This window comes from Acinetobacter sp. YH01022, assembly GCF_013420235.1.
In the GTDB taxonomy this organism is placed as follows: domain Bacteria; phylum Pseudomonadota; class Gammaproteobacteria; order Pseudomonadales; family Moraxellaceae; genus Acinetobacter.
Genome location: NZ_VOYP01000008.1, coordinates 55,660 through 76,090 on the forward strand (window position 1 = coordinate 55,660; position 20,431 = coordinate 76,090).

Here is a 20,431-nt window from a genome sequence, read left to right on the forward strand (position 1 = left end):
GATTTTTACCTTGTTACTCTCATTTAAGCAGCTTGCTGCTCGTCGCGTTTAAAGACCAGCTCACCTTGTAGCGAACTATCCGCATCAAAATAGTAACCATCCAGATTAAATGATTTTAAGTCCTCAGCACGTTCTGCTTGATTTTCAATGATAAAACGTGCCATTAATCCGCGTGCTTTTTTTGCATAGAAGCTAATGACCTTGTATTTGCCATTTTTCTGATCCAGAAAAACCGGCTTAATGATCTCAGCTTTAATTTTGCCTGGTTTGACCGATTTATAATATTCATCCGAAGCAAGATTCACCAATAGTTCTGAGTGCACCTCGGCTAAATCATGGTTAATCAAATCAGTAATGATATTATCCCAAAAATCATAAAGATGATGACCACGTGGATTTTTGAGCTTGGTTCCCATTTCCAGGCGATAGGGCATCATTAAATCTAGAGGACGCAACAAACCATACAGTCCAGACAACATACGCAAATGCTGCTGTGCATAGGCAATATGCTGATCATTCAGCGTATAAGCATCCAGTCCGGTATACACATCCCCCTTAAAGGCAAATAAAGCCTGACGCGCATTAGAAAAGCTCAGCTCTGGCTGCCAATCATTAAAACGCTCGACATTCAACTTGGCAATTTTTTCACTCACGCTCATTAAATTGGCGATATCTGCTGCAGAAAGCTTACGACTCACATTTACAAGTTCTTGTGAATGTTCTAGCAATCTTGGCAGTGTATGTGCATCGGTTGGAAGTGCAGATTCGTAATCTAAAGTCTTGGCTGGAGAAATTAAGGCAAGCATGAATAACCTGGTCAAAAAACAATTAAACAGACTATAACAGTAGCATTGTCTTATTGCCAATGTGTGTTTTTACTGGGTCTTAACGCTAAAATAGCCCTCTCTTCTGTCATGAGTCGGTTATTACATGTCCGAGCAAATTTTCATTCAAGGTCCTGCAGGTCAACTGGAAGTTTTTGTTGATTATCCACAGGGTAAAGTGAAAGGATTTGCGCTGGTATGTCATCCTCACCCCCTACAAGGCGGCACTCCGCAGCATAAAGTTCCAGTTCTGCTTGCTCAGATGTTTATTGAACGCAGCTGTATTGTCTATCGTCCAAGTTTCCGAGGCTCTGGCCAGAGTAAGGGTGAGCATGATAAAGGCCATGGCGAAACGGATGATATTCTAGAAATTATTCAACAGATTCGCTGTAAGCATATCAATTTGCCTTTTTATGCAGCAGGCTTTAGTTTTGGTGCCCATGTCATGGCAAAGTGTTTTCATGTATTACCCGATGAAATTAAACCCAAACAATTAATTTTATGTGGACTACCTACTGCAACAGTTGCAGGTGTACGTCATTATGTTACACCACACATTAAAGGTGATATTCTGTTCCTGCATGGTGAAGCTGACGAAGTAACCTTGTTGTCCGACTTAATTGAATGGGCCAAACCGCAACGCCATTTACTCACCATCTTACCCGGTGCAAATCATTTCTTTACTGGATATTTAAAGCAATTACGCGTTGCTATCTCCCGCTTTCTTGTAGACGAATAAGCTGACAGCAGTATAGAGCATCTATTTTATATATGGTTTATACATGGCTGCAAATAAAAAGAGGAGGCTAAGCCCTCCTCTTGGTTTACTCATGGGGTCAAAATAAATATTTAACCTTTCCATGTAAAACCACTAAAAGATTCGTCTTCTTTTAAGGTATTTTCTACTGCTTGGGCCAATTGATTCAATAAACTTTGTTCCGTAATACGATCTAGCCAGTCCTGATCTTCAGCTGGGTAAGAAGTAATCTCGCAGACCAGGTGCCCTTCTGCATCACGACTCTGGCAGGTGACAGATAATGGCAAAGATTGATTGTCTACACTTACCGCAACCTGATCACCACTTTGCGACAAGGTCTGGAAACCGTATTGACCGAGTTCTTTAGACAATAAATCTGCAACATATTCCTGAGTCACATGGCAGTCATTCGTTTGCTGTGACACATGATTATGCTTTTCACAGTTTGCAGTAAATTCTAATTTTCTCATCTGTGTATCCAAAGACATTATTGTTGTATGGTTTTAGCATAAGCAATAAAAACAAAACAGCCAAGCGAAAGCTTGGCTGTTGTTTAACAAATATACAAAATTAGACTAATTATTCACTGACTTGAATGGCTAAACCAGCTTGATTGGCCAACTCAGTGAAAGTTGGGAAACTGGTTGCTACAGTTTCGGTGCCAATAATTTTAATTTCGCCGGAAGTACGCAAGCCCGCCATGGAAAAACTCATGGCAATACGGTGGTCATGATGCGATTCAATTTCACCACCTGTGAAAATTGCAGACCAGTCACCAGACTTGCCCTTACCTTCAATGATGATGCCATCATCGGTTGGCGTACAGTCAATGCCCATAGTCTGCAAGCCATCTGCCATTACCTGAATACGGTCAGATTCTTTTACCCGAAGCTCGGCAGCACCAGTCAAAATGGTTTGACCTTCAGCACAAGCTGCAGCAATAAATAAAGCTGGGAATTCATCAATGGCCAATGGCACCTGATCTTCCGGCATATGAATACCTTTTAAGGTGCGCGTGCCGCGAATACGAATGTCTGCAATCGGTTCACCGCCTGCGATACGTTCGTTTTCAACAGTCAAATCTGCACCCATCTGTTTCAGGATTTCAATGACACCGGTACGGGTCGGGTTAATCCCTACCGCTTCCAAAGTGACATCGGAACCTTCAGTAATGGCAGCACCCACCATAAAGAATGCAGCGGATGAAATATCAGATGGAACCTGAATATCAGTACCGACCAATTTACCGCCACCTTGCAGGGAAATACGGTTACCCTCAGTTTTTACTTCATAACCAAAGGCACGCAGCATACGTTCGGAATGGTCACGGGTCGGTTCCGGTTCAGTCACCGATGTTTCCCCTTCTGCCCAAAGGCCCGCCAGTAAAATCCCTGATTTCACCTGAGCCGAAGCCATTGGTAAGTCGTAATGAATACCTTTAAGCTTTTGATTGCCGGTAATGGAAACGGGCGGTGTACCACGCTCACCTGTAGTCTGAATCTGTGCTCCCATTTCACGTAACGGTTTAGCAATACGTTCCATTGGACGCTTTGACAAGGATGCATCACCAGTCATGACTGAATCAAACTTCTGTGCACAGAGCATACCGGAAAGCAGGCGCATGGAAGTACCCGAGTTGCCCATGTATAAGGCACTTGCAGGGGCTTTTAGGCCATGCATACCTACGCCATGAATAGTCACGTCACCATTTTTAGGCCCTTCAATACTCACGCCCATATCACGGAATGCTTGAAGTGTTGCCAATGCATCTTCACCTTCAAGGAACCCGCTAACATGTGTGGTTCCTTCAGCAATCGCACCAAACATGATGGAGCGGTGTGACACAGATTTGTCACCTGGCACGGTAAATTTACCTTTAAATGTCTTATCACCCGGCAAAATGGTAAATTGTTGTGTCACGTTATCGTTCTCCATCAAAGGTTTTTTAGCGAGCATATGATTGAAGTGTTGTCGCGCAGCTTGTGCATGCTCCAACAGTCCAATCAATGCCTTGGAATTTTCATCTTCAATGAGTTTGCGAATTTGAGCCAGTTGCTGCTCAAAGCCATCCACTGCATTTAAAATTGCTTTTTTATTGGCAAAAAAGATGTCATGCCACATTTGCGGGTCACTCGCCGCGATTCGGGAAAAATCACGAAAGCCCCCAGCGGCATAACGAAAAATATCCAGATTATCTTCCCGGTTGGCCAGTTGCTCAACCAGGTTAAAGGCCATTAAATGCGGAAGATGACTGGTATGGGCCAGCACTTCATCGTGCTTGTCCACATCCATACAAATCACTTCTGCCTTGGCAGCTTGCCACAGTTGAACCAGTTTATCCACAGCCCAGTCAGCACTGCTTGGTAATGGCGTCAAAATGACTTTATGATTGGCAAACAAATCAACCTTACCTGCATGCACGCCAGTATGTTCCGCACCCGCAATCGGATGACCCGGAACAAAACCTGCCGGCAGGTTTTCACCATATACGGCTTTGGCTGCATCCACCACATTGCCTTTGGTACTGCCCACATCGGTAATGATGGTGTTCTCTGACAGATAAGGCTTGATGGTTTCTAACACCTTTTGCGTTGCCCGCACAGGTAAAGCCAAAACCACCAGATCTGCACCTTGCACCGCATCTACGGGATTGCTATAGCCCTCTTGAATCAGTCCAAGCGCTTTTGCATCATCCAACGTTTTTTGCGAACGCGTTGAGGCAACAATTTGCTTTGCCAGTTTTTCAGCAATGATGACACGAGCCAGACTTGAGCCAATCAGCCCAAGTCCAATAAAGGCAACTTTTTCAAACAGTGGCTGAGACATGGCTTAGGCTTTTTCCTCTACCGCATCAGGAGCTAAATCGAGTACTTTCGCCAGTGCTGTCAGGAATTTGGCATTTTCCGCTTCAGTACCAATCGATACACGCAGATGATTTGCAATACCCACAGGACGTACAATTACGCCTTCTTTTAACAAGGCATTGAACGTTTGTGCTGGATCAGCCTGTACATCGACCAAAATAAAGTTGGCACGAGAAGGTACATAGTTCAGCCCCAAAGCTTTAAAACCAGCTTCGAGCTGTGCCATACCCGCCTTGTTCACTTCACGCGATTGCTCGATAAAGTCTTCATCCTTGAGTGCAGCAACCGCAGCAACCATGGCAAGATGATTGACGTTAAATGGCTGACGAATACGGTTCAGGTAATCTGTTACTTCTGGCGATGCCAAGGCAAAACCAACACGCAGTGCAGCCAGACCATAACATTTAGACAAGGTACGGCTGACAATCAGGTTTGGATACTGCTCCAGAAATTTCAGGCTGTTGAAGTTTTCCGGGAAATATTCCACATAAGCTTCGTCCAGAACAACAATGACATTTCCCGGAACTTTTTGCATGAAAGCTTCAAATTCGGCTTCTTCAAACCAGGTTCCCGTCGGGTTATTTGGATTGGCAATAAAGATCAGTTTGGTATTGTCTTTAATTGCTGCTGCCATGGCATCCAGATCGTGAGCAAAACCTTTGGCCGGCACTTCAATCGCTTCTGCATTAATCGCTTGAGTCACCAAAGCATATACGGCAAAAGCATGCTGGCTATAAATTACCGAGTCTTTCTCTGAAACGAATGCGCGGGCAAACATTTCCAGCAAGTCGTTTGACCCATTACCTAAAGTAATACGGTCAGCAGTTACACCAAATTGTGCCTGAATCTGGTCTTTCAAGATAAAACCGCCACCATCCGGATAGCGACCAATTTCTGCCAGTTCAGCTGCTACAGCCTGTTTGACTTTATCAGAACAGCCCAACGGATTTTCGTTTGAGGCTAATTTGACAATATCAGTAATCCCTAACTCACGCTCAAGTTCACTAATAGGTTTACCTGGTTGATAAGGCTTTAACTTTGAGATGCCTTCATTGGCAGGGACAAACGACATGTTACTCTTCCGCTATTTCAAGTGATAAAAGGAATCAGCCTAAAATTAAAAAATCAAGCCGATCACCAGAGTGATTTATAAAACTGCGATCGGATATGAACCCAATACGCGAACTTCTTTGACCAAAGGACGAATTTCTTCAATTGCCGCTTTGACATTTTCTTGCTCGATATGGCCTTCCAGATCAATAAAGAATACATAGGCCCATTTTTCAGGCAATGCAGGACGGGTTTCAATACTGGTTAGACTGATGTTGTGTTTGGCAAAGGGTGCCAGAATTTCCAGTAATGCACCGGCACGGTCATGCGCTGAAATTAATAATGAAGTTTTATCATTGCCACTTGGCGGTACTTTTTCACGACCAATTACCAAGAAACGAGTGGTATTTTCCGGATTATCTTCAATATTGCTGTGCAGGATTTCCAGGTCATAAATATTGGCAGCCACTTCTGACGCAATCGCTGCGGAATGCCATTCATTGCGAATACGGCGTGCCGCTTCGGCATTAGAACTTAAGGCAACACGTTCCACGCCTGGATAATGGGCATCTAACCATTTACGACATTGTGCCAAGGTCTGCTGATGGGCATAAATCTGTTTAATGCTGTCTTTACGGGTATTGGAGGACACCAGAAACTGGTGATGGATACGCAGTTCCACTTCACCAATCACATTCAAGTGTGAAGATTTAAAACAATCCAAGGTATGGTTCACCACACCTTCAGATGAGTTTTCTACCGGCACCAAACCATAATGTGCACTGCCCGCTTCGACTTCACGGAACACTTCATCAATGGTAGGCAATGGGCGGACAATGGCATCCTGACCAAAATGTTTCAATACTGCTGAATGGGTATAAGTGCCCACAGGCCCTAGAAATGCAATACTTTGTGGTGCTTCCAGTGCCAGACACGCAGACATGATTTCACGGAATAAACGCGCCATGGTGACGTCAGACAATGGACCTTCATTACGCTGCATAACATTACGTAAAACTTGTGCTTCACGTTCAGGACGGTAAAACAATGGATTCTCTTCAGCAGCAAATTTTGCTTTTGCGACAGCTTCAGCCAGTTTTGCTCTTTTATTGATAAGCTGTTGAATCTGTTGGTCTACAGAATCAATATCCTGACGGATTTGAGCCAGATCAAGAGAAGTCGATGTGTTTTGATCGTCGTTGATCATTGTTATGTTGCCCTTCAAAAACGTTATGCAAACAGTATAACAATAGTTAGCTTTCAAATGTTACGCAATAAGACTTTGATTGATTCAGTCTTAAAAACATACAGTTGATTTAATCAGCAATTTTATTGCTGATGTTTTTGCCCGGAGTATTTTAAATTGCTGAGCTTTTGCCAATTCGCTAAAAAAGACACCACGGCTATACATCTGTAATTCAGCAATCTGGCTCGCAATTTTATGTCATTTCACTAAATAAATTTATTGGTATTTGCAAATAAGCTCATCGTTAAAAACACTTAATACTGAATTATTTTTAGCCATTTTCCTTATTTTCAAAGATTCGATTAAGCGATTCTGGTCGAATATCTTCAAGTTCTGCAAGCAACAGTGATCGGTATTGTAGATCAACACATTCAGGAGTCACTTCAAACCTGGATAGCCAGGATAGCTTTTCATCTCGCAATGAATAACATCACAAAACGCAATCACGCCCATCTGACCGCATACAAAGTCAAAAAATCCACAGCCATTTTGAAATAATTAACAAAATCAATCATCGGAAAAATTTTGCATGCTGACCATTTGACACATGTAGAAACAAAAGTTTTTAGTTTAATTTTTTAATATTTACAAATGCTTGAAAACACTCATCCAGGTAAACTTACAGATATTTTACAGATGCAAGAGTCCTTTACCAAACTTCATCACAAAAGTTTAATGTTTAATTTATAGTCTGTGAACAAAGCAATTCGGAGAAAAATAATGTCCAAAAGAATCGCCGTGCTAGTGACCCATGATTTTGAAGATGTCGAATATTCTGAACCTGTGCAAGCCTTTCGTGCAGCACGGCATAGTATTTTAAATATTGAAAACAAAGCAGGCAATATTGTCTATGGTCATAAGCGAAAATCAGCCGTCACCATTGACCAAAGTATAGATGATGTCACCGTGCATGATTTTGATGCTTTGCTCATTCCTGGCGGTTATTCTCCAGACCGGCTCCGTGGCGATGACCGCTTCGTGGATTTTGTGCGTAAATTTGCCCATGCAGAAAAACCCATTTTGAGCATTTGTTATGGTCCGCAGTTACTGATTACAGCCAAAGTCGTCAAAGGCCGCTTAATGACCACCATTAAAACGGTTGCCAAGGATCTGATTAATGCCGGCGCAGTCTATTATGATGTTGGTGTGGTCAACGATAATAATCTGTATATCTCATCACGCTCTCCTGATGATTTACCTGCGTTTATAGAAGAAAGCTTAATGGTTTTGAATCAATAAAAAGCACCCTGCAAAGTCAGACCTGGTGTCCAGCTTTTAGGGTGCCTCTCTATTTATTCAGCTCTTTTTTTATTGTAGCGTCTTATTCATGAATTAACGCCCCAATAAGCTACGTGCTACAATCTCTTTCATAATTTCATTGGTTCCGCCGTAAATTCGCTGAATACGGGCATCCACAAAGAAACGTGAAATTGGATATTCTGTCATATAGCCATAGCCACCAAACAGCTGTAACAGCTTATCCGCTATTTTCATCTGCATGTCGGTTGCGAAACTTTTTAAAGCTGCTGCCGTTTCCACATCCAGTTTACCCTGCATATATAACTCAACGTTCTGGTTATAAAAAGCAGCAGTCGCCTGTTCCTCAATTTTCGCCTGAGCCAAAACAAAACGGGTATTCTGGAACTGGCTAATTGGCTGACCAAAGGCTTGTCGTTCTTTGACATAAGCAATGGTGACATCAATTGAACCACGAATAGCACCAATGGCTGTTGCAGCAATCGCGGTGCGCTCACGTGGTAATTCCTGCATTAAATAGGCAAAACCTTGTCCTGGCTGACCCAGCAGCTGATCTTTAGGCACCTTGATATTATCGAAGAACAGTTCTGAAGTATCTTGTGAATGCAAACCAATCTTGTTGAGGTTGGTGCCCTTTTTAAAACCTTCCAGGTGTGTATCTAAAAGCAATAAAGACACGCCTTTTGCCCGGGCTTGCGGATCAGTTTTAGCCGCCAGTACCACAAGGTCAGCATGTTGACCATTCGAGATAAAAGTTTTGGAACCATTGAGCAGATAGTGATCTTCCTGCAGGATGGCATTGGTACGCATGGCCTGCAAATCGGAACCGGCACCCGGCTCCGTCATGCCAATCGCCCCTACCACTTCACCCGTCACCATTTTGGGTAACCAGTACTGCTTTTGTTCTTCTGTCCCAATATGCAAAATATAAGGTGCTGCTATTTCAGAGTGGCAGGAAATACCGGTGGATAGTGCGCTAAATCCGGCACGTGCAGATTCTTCTACCAGCATCAGTGAATAATGGGTTGGCACGTCATAACCGCCATATTCTTCAGGAACATCCACGCACAGGAAACCGTTTTCACCCAGCAAGTTCCAGACTGAACGCGGCATAATGCCTTCCTGTTCCCATTGTTCATAATGTGGAGCAATATGCTCATTCATAAAGCGTTTGAAATTGTCGCGGAATAATTCTAAATCAGCATCATAAGCCAACATACGGCATCCTTATATTGAGTTGTTGTAGTTCTGTCCCTTTCTCATGCTATCCACTTTATAGATATCTGTCATGTCGTATAGGCTTTATATTTTATGACCTTAGGGTCAATAAAAAAGGAAGCCGTAGCTTCCTTTTTAAATCTGCATCGATTAAGCGTGTGCTTGAGTCGCTTCTTCTTGCATTTTTTGGTCAACCATTTCAGGATTGTTTAATGCTTCATTTAATTTAACTGTATCTAATTGACCGACCCATTTTGCAACGACAATTGTTGCCAATGAGTTACCCACAAGATTCGTCAAGGCACGTGCTTCAGACATGAAACGATCAATACCCAGAATCAATGCCAGACCTGCTACAGGGATATTTCCTACAGCAGACAATGTTGCCGCCATGACAATAAAACCAGAACCTGTTACACCTGCCGCACCTTTAGAAGAGATCAACAACACCGCTAAAAGTGTAATTTCATGTGCTAAATCAAGCTGAGTATTAGTTGCCTGTGCAATGAAGATTGCAGCCATGGTTAAATAGATTGAAGTACCATCCAGGTTAAATGAATAACCGGTAGGAATCACCAGACCCACAACTGACTTTTCACACCCGACAATTTCCAGTTTTTTCAACATGCGTGGAAGTACGGATTCAGAAGATGATGTACCCAGGACAATCAGGAGTTCTTCACGAATCATACGAATCAATTTCACAATACTGAAACCACTGAAACGCGCAATACTACCCAATACAATGAAGATAAACAGCAAACAGGTAATATAGAAGCAGATGATGAGTTGAGCTAACTGAGCAAGTGAACCAATACCATATTTACCAATCGTAAATGCCATTGCACCGAACGCACCGATAGGCGCAAGTTTCATGATCATGTTTACGATATTGAAGAATACATGCGAAATTTGATCGATGAATTTAAGGACCGGTTTACCTGCATCGCCCAATTTATGTAACGCAAAACCAAACAGCAATGCAAATAAAAGGACTTGAAGAATTTCACCTTCGGCAAAGGCACCCACCACCGTATTCGGGATGATGTTCATAAAGAAATCAACGGTCGATTGAGATGCACCGGATTCCACATACTTGGCGATACCTGAAGTATCTAAAGATGCAGGATCAATGTTCATGCCTACACCCGGTTTTGCAATATTGATCACCAGCAAACCGATAATTAATGCTAGTGTTGAGACAACCTCAAAATAAAGCAGCGCGATACCACCTGTTTTACCCACAGATTTCATGCTTTCCATACCTGCGATACCACTAACCACAGTACAGAAAATCACCGGTGCAATAATCATTTTAATGAGCTTAATGAAAGCATCACCTAATGGTTTTAATTGCTCGCCCAAGCCTGGAACACTTTGCTTAACGCCGTCAACGATTACAGATGAACTTGGGTAAAAATGCCCAACAATAACACCTAAAATGATGGCAACAATCACCTGAAAATACAGTGACTTATAAATTGGTTTTTTAGCCATAACATTACTTCTTTAGATATTTCCAGCACTAGAAATATTCAGTTTTTGCCTATTCTTACGAATACACAGCCTTTAATCCTTTTGTATTCATCACAAAAGAACATACAAAAAGTATTGAGTAAGCTCAAATACTGGGATATAAAAAAATCATAAACTTATCATCATGAATGAATTGAATTTATAAAAAATCCACCTATTCGGTCACACATGCTGATAAGCAAATCTACATAATTTTACCTAATGTTAAATTTTACCTAATTTTTATTTGTTGATGCGGTCTATATTGTTAAGTTTGTTTAAAATACCATCGCTACTCATTAGACATTAGTCGAAATAACTAAAGTTACTTTTATTTAAATTAGGCTGAAATATTTACCTTATCTTTATAAACTATTATCCATCCTATTTTCCTTTGCCAAGAAATACTCCTTATGCAAACCAAAAGAAATATCTACAAAGATGCTGAACATCCTTTCGCACAATATGTCCGTATTATAGGCAAAGGAAAAAACGGTGCCCGTTCGCTGACTTTTGACGAAGCCTATCAGGCATTCACCATGATCCTAAAAAATGAGGTTTTGGATGTTCAACTGGGGGCTTTCCTCATGCTACTGCGTGTTAAAGAAGAGTCTGTCGATGAACTGGCCGGTTTTGTACAAGCCACCCGTGATCAGCTCAGTTTCAAAGCTTTAGATGTGGATTTGGACTGGTCATCTTATGCTGGCAAACGCAAACATTATCCCTGGTTCTTATTGGCAGCGCTGACCCTGGCACAACACGACTATAAAGTCGTGATGCATGGCGCCTCTGGACATACCATTAACCGCCTTTATACCGAACAGGTTCTGGAATATCTTGGTTATCCAATTTGCCAGAATGACAGCGAGGTGGAACAGCAGTTGCAACAACGCAATTTTGCTTATATGCCCTTAGCAGCAATTTCACCTATTTTGAGCGATCTAATTTCTTTACGTAATGTGATGGGCTTGCGCTCACCTATTCATACTTTAGCCCGTTTAATTAATCCTTTTAATGCCAAAGCTACAGTGCAGGCTATTTTCCATCCGGCTTATCGTACTTCACACCAGCAGGCCGCATTTAAACTGGGCTATCAAAATAGTGCAGTGATTAAGGGTGAAGGTGGTGAATTTGAACGGAATCCGGATGCTAAAACCTTAATCTGCGGGATTAAAAATGGCGAGCTGTACGAACATGAATTACCGAAATTGACTGAAAACCGTAGTCCTGTTGAAGAAGAACTGGATTTAGCAGTTTTTAAAGCGGTTTGGGAAGGCAAGCAAGATCATGAATATGGCGAAATTGCTGTCACTGAAACCATGGGAATTGCTTTATACACGATGGGAGCATGTGCTTCTTATGAAGAGGCAATGTTAAAAGCCAAAGAGCTATGGCTAAATCGCCAGTCTAAAATCTGATTTGATGCAGAATAGATGATACGTGACAAAGCCATTCGCAATTGTTCGAGGCAAGACTTCATTTGATAAAAATGGTTCTGCGAAACATTCATCAAATGATAGTATGGAACGAGTTTTGCGGATGGCAATGCCTTTGGTTACTTTGGGCTTATCCAAAGTAACAAGATGAGCTTCTATAAATTGAGGTTTATCGGTAAGACATCCGTCGTACCTTTCAAAAAATTAAAATATAAAAAAGACACTGCAGTGTCTTTTTTATTACAAATAAATATTTAAACAAAACGAATCGGCTTGAATTCTTCGTCTTGCTGCGGGTCATGTGAATCGCAGTGCTCATCTTCTTCTTTGGTACCGCGGTCAATATAGCCACTACGTTCAGTCTCAGGCAAATTTTTTATTTCCCAAGCATAAACCGCTTGCATACAAATTTGGCGTTGCTCTTGCGTAAGTGCTACGCCATTCGGCCATTTACCAATTTCCACTGCTGTCTTTAAACGCGCAACAATTTCAGGATCGAGTACGGCCAGCATTTGTTCAATATTCATCATTTAATCCTGCTGTTGTAAAGAGTCAAAATCTTGGTTCCAACCCAGTTTGGTACGACAAGCAATATAAAAATCATAACCGGGTGGATGAAGGAGATTCAATTTAAATGGATGTTTGCGGATATGCAAACTATCCCCGACACTGAGTGAAACGCTGTGTTGACCATCGGCACTGACCATCGGTAAAACACGGTTTTCACGAATAATAATCTTAATTTCACTATGTCCACCGACCACAATCGGGCGTGAAGACAAGGTATGCGGGTGCATCGGCACCAAAGAGATGGCATCCATACTCGGATGGACAATCGGTCCACCACCAGAAAGCGCATAAGCGGTAGAGCCGGTAGGCGTCGAAACAATCAAACCGTCACTATGCTGACGATAGACATATTGACCGTCAATATTCAGTTCAAAGTCAATCATATGAACCGACTTGCCGGAATGTAAAACCACATCATTCAAGGCAATCGCATCATAAATGCTTTCACCTTTGGAGCGGATTTCCATTTCCAGCAAGAAACGGCGGTCGAGCTGAAATTCGCCTTTGAGCACCTGATCCAGCTTAAAAATAACCTCAGTCGGCTTGATATCGGTTAAAAAGCCCAAACGCCCACGGTTGACCCCAATGACAGGGGTATTGTGTCTGACCAGGGCACGTGCGGCATGCAGTAAAGAACCGTCACCACCGACCACAATGACCAGATCCACCACTTCACCCAGTAAACTGCGGCTTACCGTTTGCGTATTGCTATAAGGGACAAGGGCTGCTGTTTCCGAATCAAAAACAGGATGTAAACCCAAACTTAAAAGATGGTCATGAATAAGACTTAAAGTTTCCACGACGGAGGATTTATCTGGACGTCCTATTAATCCAATGTTACGAAAAGTTTTATGTGAAATTTGCACCTAGGTCATCGCTCCGCTACGATTCCTGACTATCATAGCATTAACCCTGTTCATTTTAAAAAGCTTTAAGTTCAGATTGCATTGACCATCCAGTGATTTCAAAAACTAAACCTGAGTTTAGCCAGTTATTCAGATCTGTTCACCTTGCATGAACTTAAAGCCATAATCAACCTGATTTTTTATGCTAAAAGCTACCCGGTTTACAAAATTACTTTAAGTAGAATAACTCAGAGGTATAGTGCTGTTCACTTGCTTTAATATGAACATATTTATTTGCAAATACGGTTTGAATACTAAAAATAATATCTTTTATAAAATCAAAGACTCATTACAAATATTTTGTGCGGTTTATTGTTATATTTTCTCTTCATTCACAGATTAATTATTGCAAAAAAATAAAAAGCTTCGCATGATTAGCACAATTTATTTGGATCTTATAATCATTGATGAAGTCTGAACGCGGTATCGGTTTAGTGGCCCTTATTTTCTCAATATTAGTCATTGGCATCTTCTTAGTTTTTAGTATCTATTTAATCCGAATGGATAATATTGTACGCAATAAATTTGAAGGTCAACGCTGGGACATTCCGGCAAAAGTTTTTGCCCGTCCTTTGGAGATTTATAACAATGCGCCGGTCAACCAGACAGACTTCTCTCAGGAACTCAAACTGCTGGGCTATAAAAGTTCTGATAGCTATGCCCAATCCGGCAATTATGTAAGCTCCGGTGATGCAATCTATGTGCATACCCGCGGCTTCGACTTTGGTGACAGCGTTGAACCTGAGCAGGTGTTAAAAGTTACCTTTAATGATAATCAGATTGGTGAAGTCAGTGCAACCAAACCTTCTTCTACCGGCATTGCACGTTTAGAACCCTTACTGATTGGCGGAATTTATCCGCAACATAATGAAGACCGTGTGCTGATTAAGCTTAATAATGTGCCTAAACCGCTCATTGAAGCCCTGATCTCAACAGAAGACCGTAATTTTTATCATCATCATGGCATATCGGTTCGTGGTACAGCGCGTGCTGTAGTCAGCAATCTCACTGGTGGCAAACGTCAGGGCGGTTCTACCCTGACCCAGCAGCTGGTGAAGAATTTCTATTTAAGTCCAGAAAGAACCTTAAAACGTAAAGTCAATGAAGCCCTGATGGCCATGCTGATTGAGCTTCATTATGACAAAGATGAAATTCTGGAAGCGTATTTAAATGAAGTGAATCTGGGGCAAAATGGCAATTATTCAATTAATGGCTATGGTCTGGCTTCACAGTTTTATTTTGGCTTACCGCTACGTGAACTGAATATTGCCCAGCAGGCTTATTTAGTCGGTCTGGTACAAGGACCGTCCCTGTTTAATCCATGGAAAAATCCGGAAGGTGCAAAAAAACGTCGCGATATCGTGTTACACAACATGCTGGTGATGGGGTATCTGACCCAAGAACAGTATGAACGAGAAGTTGCACGACCATTAAATGTCATTGCAAAACCCACCTTGGGGCCTGCTCGCTTCCCGGATTTCATGGATATTGTACGTCGACAGCTACGCACCGAATATCAGGAAGGCGACCTGACCAATCAAGGGTTAAAAATCTTTACCACGCTGGACCCGATTGCCCAAACCAAGGTACAGGAAGCATTTAAAGCATCTGTTTCCAATTTGGCCAATGCCAACCCGCAACGTTTAAAAGATTTGCAAGGTGCTGTTTTAATTTCTCATCCTGAAAATGGCGAACTGGTTGCCGCTTTAGGTTCGACTCAGGACTTTACTGGCTTTAACCGTGCGCTGGATGCAAAACGTCAGGTCGGTTCCTTGCTTAAACCGGTCATTTACTTAAGCGCAATCGAGTCAGGACGCTATAATTGGGCCAGTCCCATTGAAGATAGTGCCATCAGCATCTTAAGTGAAGGTAAAAACTGGACACCTAGGAATTACAGTGGTGGTGCACACGGTGTTATTCCAATGTCGGAAGCCCTGGCAAACTCCTATAACCTCGCGGCAGTACGTTTGGGTCAGGAATTTGGTATTTCCACCTTTAGCAATCATCTGAAAAAATTTGGCGTGACTGCCAATATTCCAAACTATCCGTCGATCTTCCTGGGTGCAATTGATATGTCACCGATGGAAGTGATGAGTATTTACGGCAATTTTGCAACCGGCGGTTTCAAATATCCTATCAAGTCCATTCGCTCAGTGGTCGATTCCAATGGACGCCTGCTCGATCGTTATGGTCTGACGCCACAACAAACCATCGACGCTTCTGCAGCTTATATTTTGAATTATGGTTTACAGCAAGTCATGAACTCTGGTACGGGACGTGCAGCTTATAGTGCTTTCCCTGCTGACTTGAAACTGGCAGGCAAATCGGGCACCACCAATGATACCCGCGACTCATGGTTTGCAGGCTATTCAGGCAATTATCTCAGCGTAGTCTGGCTGGGTCTGGATAATAACAAGGTGACTGGTCTAACCGGTTCTTCAGGTGCACTTCCGGTCTGGATTAATGTCATGAAACAGTTGCGTCAAAAACCGGTTAACTTGCGTCAAACTGACAGTGTGCAATGGCAATGGATTGATCGTTCGACGGGTCATCTATCCGCACAAGGCTGTGAAGGTGCGATGTACATTCCCTTACTACGCAGTAACATGCCACGTCAGGCCACCGGTTGTGGTATACCGCATTATCAGGTAGAACCTGCTGACACACCTAATACTGAAAACAATCAGACACCCGTAGATCAAAACGATAGTATTGGTAACTATATCCGTGAAAGTGAGACTGAAACCCAGAACGATGGTTCTACCAATCAGATCATTTCAAGCGGTAGTTATAACAATTAAGGGTAATAATTGAGCATGAACAGGCAATCTAAACGGCATAAACACGGGCTGATTATTCTGAGCTTGATCGCTTTGGCGGGCTGTCAAAGCCTGCCTGCTCCCAAGAGCAAACAGCCACCAAAACCTACCCAGACAGAAAAGCGGGACATTAAAACCCCTGCAGGCGTGGTCATTACCCCTTATGAACGTGAAGAAATTCAACGTAAAAAGATGCAGGTGATTGTTCCTGAGCAACAGAGCAAACAGCAGTTTGATGATGGCCGCCAGCTACCTGCATTTCAAAAGCTCATGCAAAAAACTCAACTCGCCTATAAGCAAGGGCAATGGAATGAAGCTGAAGCTGCGGCATTGCAAGCTCAACGCCTTGCGCCGCAATCCGCTGAAACCTTCTTGTATCTGGCCTTGATTGCCAATAAAAAGAATCGACCAGTAAATGCTCAAGCTTTGGCACAACGCGGGCTTAGTTATGCACAAACCAATGCCATGAAGAAACAGCTTTGGCAGGTCATTTTAAAAGCTGCACAACAGCAAAAAGATCAAAAAACCATTCAACAAGCGCAAAAAGCCCTGCAAAGCTTATAAACTTGAGGAGATATTGAACTGATCATCTCAATACATCCTCTGTCTTTGTTTTATAAAAATCTCATCCCGGCAATGCCATAACCACTCTGCTCTTTAGCAATGGCAAGATCACCCGCCTGCATGCCGCCCAAGGCAAAAACCGGTATATCGACCTGTGAAACCCAGCACTTGAACTGTTCCCATCCCAATGCTACAGCCTCTGGATGGGTGGCTGTAGGCAGAACCGGACTCAGCAAGATTGCATCACAACCGATGTTTTGCGCCTGTTGCATTGAAGCCAAATCATGACATGCCGCAATGTAACGTTTACCGATCTGCAAATCACCCGGCTTTAATGCCATCAGTTGTGGCTGTTTTAAATGAATGGCGGAAATGGCTTGCTGTTGAATCGGGTTTAATTGTTCAAAAATATCGACATTGACAATCAGCCGAGATAAATGCTTCACACTGCGCTTAGCCAGTTCCGTGAGCTGCTGCTGAGTTCCCTCGACACGCCAATATAACAACTGGTCCTGTTTTAACTGTGCAACCTCATCCAGCTGCGCTGAAATTTTAATCTGATGGGGCCAATACAGGCGCTGAATTATGGCTAAATTGGCTTTAGGGAAATTTAGATTCAACAATTCTTCACGGCTGTACCAGCTCCACGGCTGTTGAATTTCATTCAATAAAGCAGTCGGTACAACGGCATGAAATAAATGCAGCTTGACGATTACATCATCATATTCATGAACAATCACATCAAAGGCATGCCATTCATGCAGACCAATGCCCACTTCTTCATAAATTTCACGGCGGCATGCCGCCAAAGGCGTTTCACCCTCCTCCAATTTTCCTCCCGGAAATTCATGTTTATTGCCCTGATGCTGTTTCGCTTCACGCCAGCCGACCAGCACATTGTTCTGATGAAGTAAAATTGCAATGGCAACATCAATGATGGGTTTAAACATTCCCTGTTCCTCGGCATGAAAATATTACAGAGTGTAAGCAAATTTAAGTTTTTTATAAAATCTTAAATAATTAATTGACAGAATTACTTGATAATGATTATCATTTAAATAATTTAATACATACCACGGAATCGACGGAATGAACGCACCATTTAGCCTATTTACCCGTAATAACGATACAGCTCACTCACTTCCCATGTTGCACTCGAACAACCTGTTTGCTCTTGGGCGAGAAATTCGGATTATGCATGCCGGAGAAGAATATCGTCTACGTTTAACCCGTAACAATCGTCTTATTCTGACCAAATAAAAATAATTCACTCAACAATAATAAACGTGGAAATAAGCAGTATGAGCGCAAACATACTGCTTTTTAACTCTGGATATGCCATGGAAATTGCAGTTCAACTTTTAATCCACCATGTGCCGACCGAGAAAAATGAATTTCACTGGCATGTAATTCAATAATCTTTTTACAAATCGACAGCCCCAGTCCTGAACCTTGTGTCTTGGTACCCAATGCCCGATAAAAGCGCTCACCCAGTCGTTGTAAAACCTCTTCTGTCACAGCTTGTCCATCATCTTCAATCACGATGCTGATGTATGATTGCTTGTGCTGCATCTCAATCCATACATGACCATTTTGCCCAGCATAACGGATGGCATTGTCCAGCAGATTGCGCAGGCAACTGAAAATGAGTTTGTCATTGCCAGTAATCACCAGATTTTCGGCGAATTGTGTTGTCTGGATTTGAATATTTTTCTCGGCTGCAAAGGGCTGTAAGGCTTGCAAGACCTCATTGATTACCCTGTTCATATCCATTTCAGACTTGGGCAATTGACCCGTATGGGCCGGGTCCAGTCGTGCCAGTAACAGCAAGTTTTCTAAAACCTGTGTACCACGGCTGACATCATTTTGAATACTCGCCAAGTCTTGGTCGAGTTCCGGATATTTACGTTTCAGTACCTGCAAACGCATTTGAATAGCCGATAAGGGTGAACGTAATTCATGCGAGGCATCTGCAGTAAAACGCTGTTCTGCCACCAGAGATTGTTCAAGCCGCTGTAATAACTGGTTCAGCTGCCATACCATCGGCTGTAATTCTTTTAATTCAGGTACTTGCTGCTGAATCGGTGCGAGATCATCGGCACTTTTAGCTGAAATTTCTCTGGACAGTTGATGAATGACTTTAAATTGGCGTTTCACGGCAAAGTGTAAAATCAGCCACTGAATGAACCAGAGCACAATTAAAATCAGGCCATAGCCCATGACATTTTGAGCCAAAGCTTTAAAGCGCTCTCCCATCGGCTGCAATAGCAATACCGAAGTATTTAGTTCAGGATTTTGCGAGGTGTAGATACGCCACAACTGCTGATCGTGCCAAATCAGATCATAACCTTCATCGGCATTATTTTTGAACGTTGAAGACAGATGGTCCAAATGGAAATTTTCTGATTCGCTCAGTACCTGTTGCTGATCTTTTAACTGGTATTGAATGTCAAATTCATCACTGAGTTCATCGACCTGTTGTCCTGAACTCGTACTTACATCTGAAATCAACAGCATATCTGCAATTTCATCCATGATCTGGTCTTGTACCTGCATGGTCTGGTACAGGGAAACCCCCACAAAAAGCAGCAAGGCCAAAACCCCAGCCAACATGGAACTGAATAATGAGGTCTTGATTAACCTGGTTTGTAGAGAAATGGCTTTTGACATACTAACCCTGACTCATGCGATAGCCCAAACCACGAAGGGTCTTGATATACTGGCTGCCAATCTTTTTACGCAATTGATAGATAAACACTTCTATGGCATTGCTTTCTATTTCATCGCCCCAGGCATAAAGTGATTCTTCCAGCTGTTCACGGGTAATTACATGCTCCGGCTTTTGCATTAGTTTATGTAAAATCTGAAACTCTTTGGCGGTTAAATTGACGGTCTTTCCATCCTGAATCAGCGTTTTGGCCTGTGGATCGAGGACTAAATTTGCATAGCGCAGATATTGTCCGGCACTGCTTTGATGCTGGCGTAATTGCGAACGTACACGCGCAGAAAGTTCTTCCAGGCTAAAAGGCTTGACCAAATAATCATTGGCACCCAAATCCAGCCCTTCAACACGGTCATGAATACTATCCCGTGCAGTAATAAAAATCACAGGGGTTTGTTGCTGATGCGCACGTAGAGCTTTAAGAATGTCATCGCCACTGGCTTTGGGTAGTCCGCGATCGAGCAGGATGCAGTCATACTGATGCTGTTCAATGGCTAAAATGGCATGATCGCCACGTTCCACCCAGTCAATATTGTAGCCATCCATTTCCAACCATGTTTTGATGCTTTCTGCTTGGGAAGCATCATCCTCTGCCACTAAGATTCGCATATCTTGTTCTCATGTCTGGATATGTTTTTGTTTAAGATAACAGTTTTTTAAACCACATGATTGCAAAAAAACCAC

At 42.5% G+C, this 20,431-nt stretch carries 18 protein-coding genes; 6 read left to right on the forward strand and 12 right to left on the reverse strand.

Annotation, left to right across the window (positions count from 1 at the left end):
- Positions 1-23 precede the first annotated feature (23 nt).
- Positions 24-806 (reverse strand): peroxide stress protein YaaA, encoded by a 783-nt coding sequence (gene yaaA, locus FTT87_RS04240; RefSeq protein WP_180174463.1) that lies wholly within the window; start codon positions 804-806, stop codon positions 24-26.
- Between the two features lie 124 nt (positions 807-930).
- Here yaaA and FTT87_RS04245 point away from each other — a divergent pair, with 124 nt between their 5' ends.
- On the forward strand, positions 931-1,563 hold the full coding sequence (locus tag FTT87_RS04245) for an alpha/beta hydrolase (protein ID WP_180174464.1): 633 nt from the start codon (positions 931-933) through the stop codon (positions 1,561-1,563).
- Between the two features lie 110 nt (positions 1,564-1,673).
- On the opposite strand, the gene FTT87_RS04250 is transcribed toward FTT87_RS04245, so the two are convergent.
- The 4 genes from FTT87_RS04250 to pheA form a co-directional block, all read right to left on the reverse strand.
- Positions 1,674-2,051, reverse strand: a complete 378-nt coding sequence (locus tag FTT87_RS04250; protein WP_180041840.1) for a hypothetical protein — start codon at positions 2,049-2,051, stop codon at positions 1,674-1,676.
- A 109-nt stretch (positions 2,052-2,160) separates the two neighbouring features.
- Entirely contained in the window at positions 2,161-4,407 is a 2,247-nt protein-coding gene (locus FTT87_RS04255; protein WP_180174465.1) for a bifunctional prephenate dehydrogenase/3-phosphoshikimate 1-carboxyvinyltransferase, read from the reverse strand.
- A 3-nt stretch (positions 4,408-4,410) separates the two neighbouring features.
- Positions 4,411-5,517: a histidinol-phosphate transaminase gene (hisC, locus tag FTT87_RS04260; protein ID WP_180081372.1), complete on the reverse strand. Its 1,107-nt coding sequence runs from the start codon at positions 5,515-5,517 to the stop codon at positions 4,411-4,413.
- A 75-nt stretch (positions 5,518-5,592) separates the two neighbouring features.
- Positions 5,593-6,702, reverse strand: a complete 1,110-nt coding sequence (pheA, locus tag FTT87_RS04265; RefSeq protein WP_086195615.1) for a prephenate dehydratase — start codon at positions 6,700-6,702, stop codon at positions 5,593-5,595.
- A 759-nt stretch (positions 6,703-7,461) separates the two neighbouring features.
- Here pheA and FTT87_RS04270 point away from each other — a divergent pair.
- Positions 7,462-7,980: a type 1 glutamine amidotransferase domain-containing protein gene (locus FTT87_RS04270; protein WP_086195616.1), complete on the forward strand. Its 519-nt coding sequence runs from the start codon at positions 7,462-7,464 to the stop codon at positions 7,978-7,980.
- A gap of 93 nt (positions 7,981-8,073) precedes the next feature.
- Here the strand turns inward: FTT87_RS04270 and FTT87_RS04275 are convergent, their stop codons facing one another.
- Complete coding sequence (locus FTT87_RS04275; RefSeq protein WP_180041847.1) at positions 8,074-9,216, reverse strand: acyl-CoA dehydrogenase family protein; 1,143 nt, start codon at positions 9,214-9,216, stop codon at positions 8,074-8,076.
- Positions 9,217-9,366: 150 nt separating this feature from the next.
- The gene (locus tag FTT87_RS04280) at positions 9,367-10,713 is read right to left on the reverse strand and encodes a dicarboxylate/amino acid:cation symporter (protein ID WP_180174466.1); all 1,347 of its coding nucleotides are present in this window, start codon (positions 10,711-10,713) and stop codon (positions 9,367-9,369) included.
- 431 nt (positions 10,714-11,144) lie between these two features.
- Here FTT87_RS04280 and FTT87_RS04285 point away from each other — a divergent pair, with 431 nt between their 5' ends.
- The gene (locus FTT87_RS04285) at positions 11,145-12,149 is read left to right on the forward strand and encodes a glycosyl transferase family protein (RefSeq protein WP_180041851.1); all 1,005 of its coding nucleotides are present in this window, start codon (positions 11,145-11,147) and stop codon (positions 12,147-12,149) included.
- A gap of 272 nt (positions 12,150-12,421) precedes the next feature.
- On the opposite strand, the gene FTT87_RS04290 is transcribed toward FTT87_RS04285, so the two are convergent.
- Together FTT87_RS04290 and FTT87_RS04295 are read right to left on the reverse strand one after the other, a co-directional pair.
- Entirely contained in the window at positions 12,422-12,694 is a 273-nt protein-coding gene (locus FTT87_RS04290; RefSeq protein ID WP_086195677.1) for a YeaC family protein, read from the reverse strand.
- A gap of 3 nt (positions 12,695-12,697) precedes the next feature.
- Positions 12,698-13,603 (reverse strand): NAD(+) kinase, encoded by a 906-nt coding sequence (locus tag FTT87_RS04295; protein ID WP_180041853.1) that lies wholly within the window; start codon positions 13,601-13,603, stop codon positions 12,698-12,700.
- Between the two features lie 446 nt (positions 13,604-14,049).
- On the opposite strand from FTT87_RS04295, the gene mrcB reads away from it, so the two are divergent.
- Together mrcB and FTT87_RS04305 are read left to right on the forward strand one after the other, a co-directional pair.
- Positions 14,050-16,443 carry a penicillin-binding protein 1B gene (mrcB, locus tag FTT87_RS04300; RefSeq protein WP_180174502.1) on the forward strand — a complete coding sequence of 798 codons (2,394 nt, stop codon included), beginning with the start codon at positions 14,050-14,052 and terminating at the stop codon, positions 16,441-16,443.
- Between the two features lie 15 nt (positions 16,444-16,458).
- Positions 16,459-17,025 (forward strand): tetratricopeptide repeat protein, encoded by a 567-nt coding sequence (locus tag FTT87_RS04305; RefSeq protein ID WP_180174467.1) that lies wholly within the window; start codon positions 16,459-16,461, stop codon positions 17,023-17,025.
- Positions 17,026-17,075: 50 nt separating this feature from the next.
- Here FTT87_RS04305 and FTT87_RS04310 read toward each other — a convergent pair whose 3' ends face one another.
- Entirely contained in the window at positions 17,076-17,975 is a 900-nt protein-coding gene (locus tag FTT87_RS04310; protein ID WP_180174468.1) for an NUDIX domain-containing protein, read from the reverse strand.
- A gap of 139 nt (positions 17,976-18,114) precedes the next feature.
- Between FTT87_RS04310 and hemP the strand changes: the two genes are divergently transcribed.
- A complete protein-coding gene (gene hemP / locus FTT87_RS04315) occupies positions 18,115-18,285 on the forward strand; it encodes a hemin uptake protein HemP (RefSeq protein WP_180043905.1) in 171 nt (56 codons plus the stop codon).
- A 63-nt stretch (positions 18,286-18,348) separates the two neighbouring features.
- Here the strand turns inward: hemP and FTT87_RS04320 are convergent, their stop codons facing one another.
- Together FTT87_RS04320 and FTT87_RS04325 are read right to left on the reverse strand one after the other, a co-directional pair.
- Complete coding sequence (locus tag FTT87_RS04320; RefSeq protein WP_180174469.1) at positions 18,349-19,695, reverse strand: HAMP domain-containing sensor histidine kinase; 1,347 nt, start codon at positions 19,693-19,695, stop codon at positions 18,349-18,351.
- Between the two features lies 1 nt (position 19,696).
- A complete protein-coding gene (locus FTT87_RS04325) occupies positions 19,697-20,356 on the reverse strand; it encodes a response regulator transcription factor (RefSeq protein ID WP_180174470.1) in 660 nt (219 codons plus the stop codon).
- Positions 20,357-20,431: the final 75 nt, after the last annotated feature.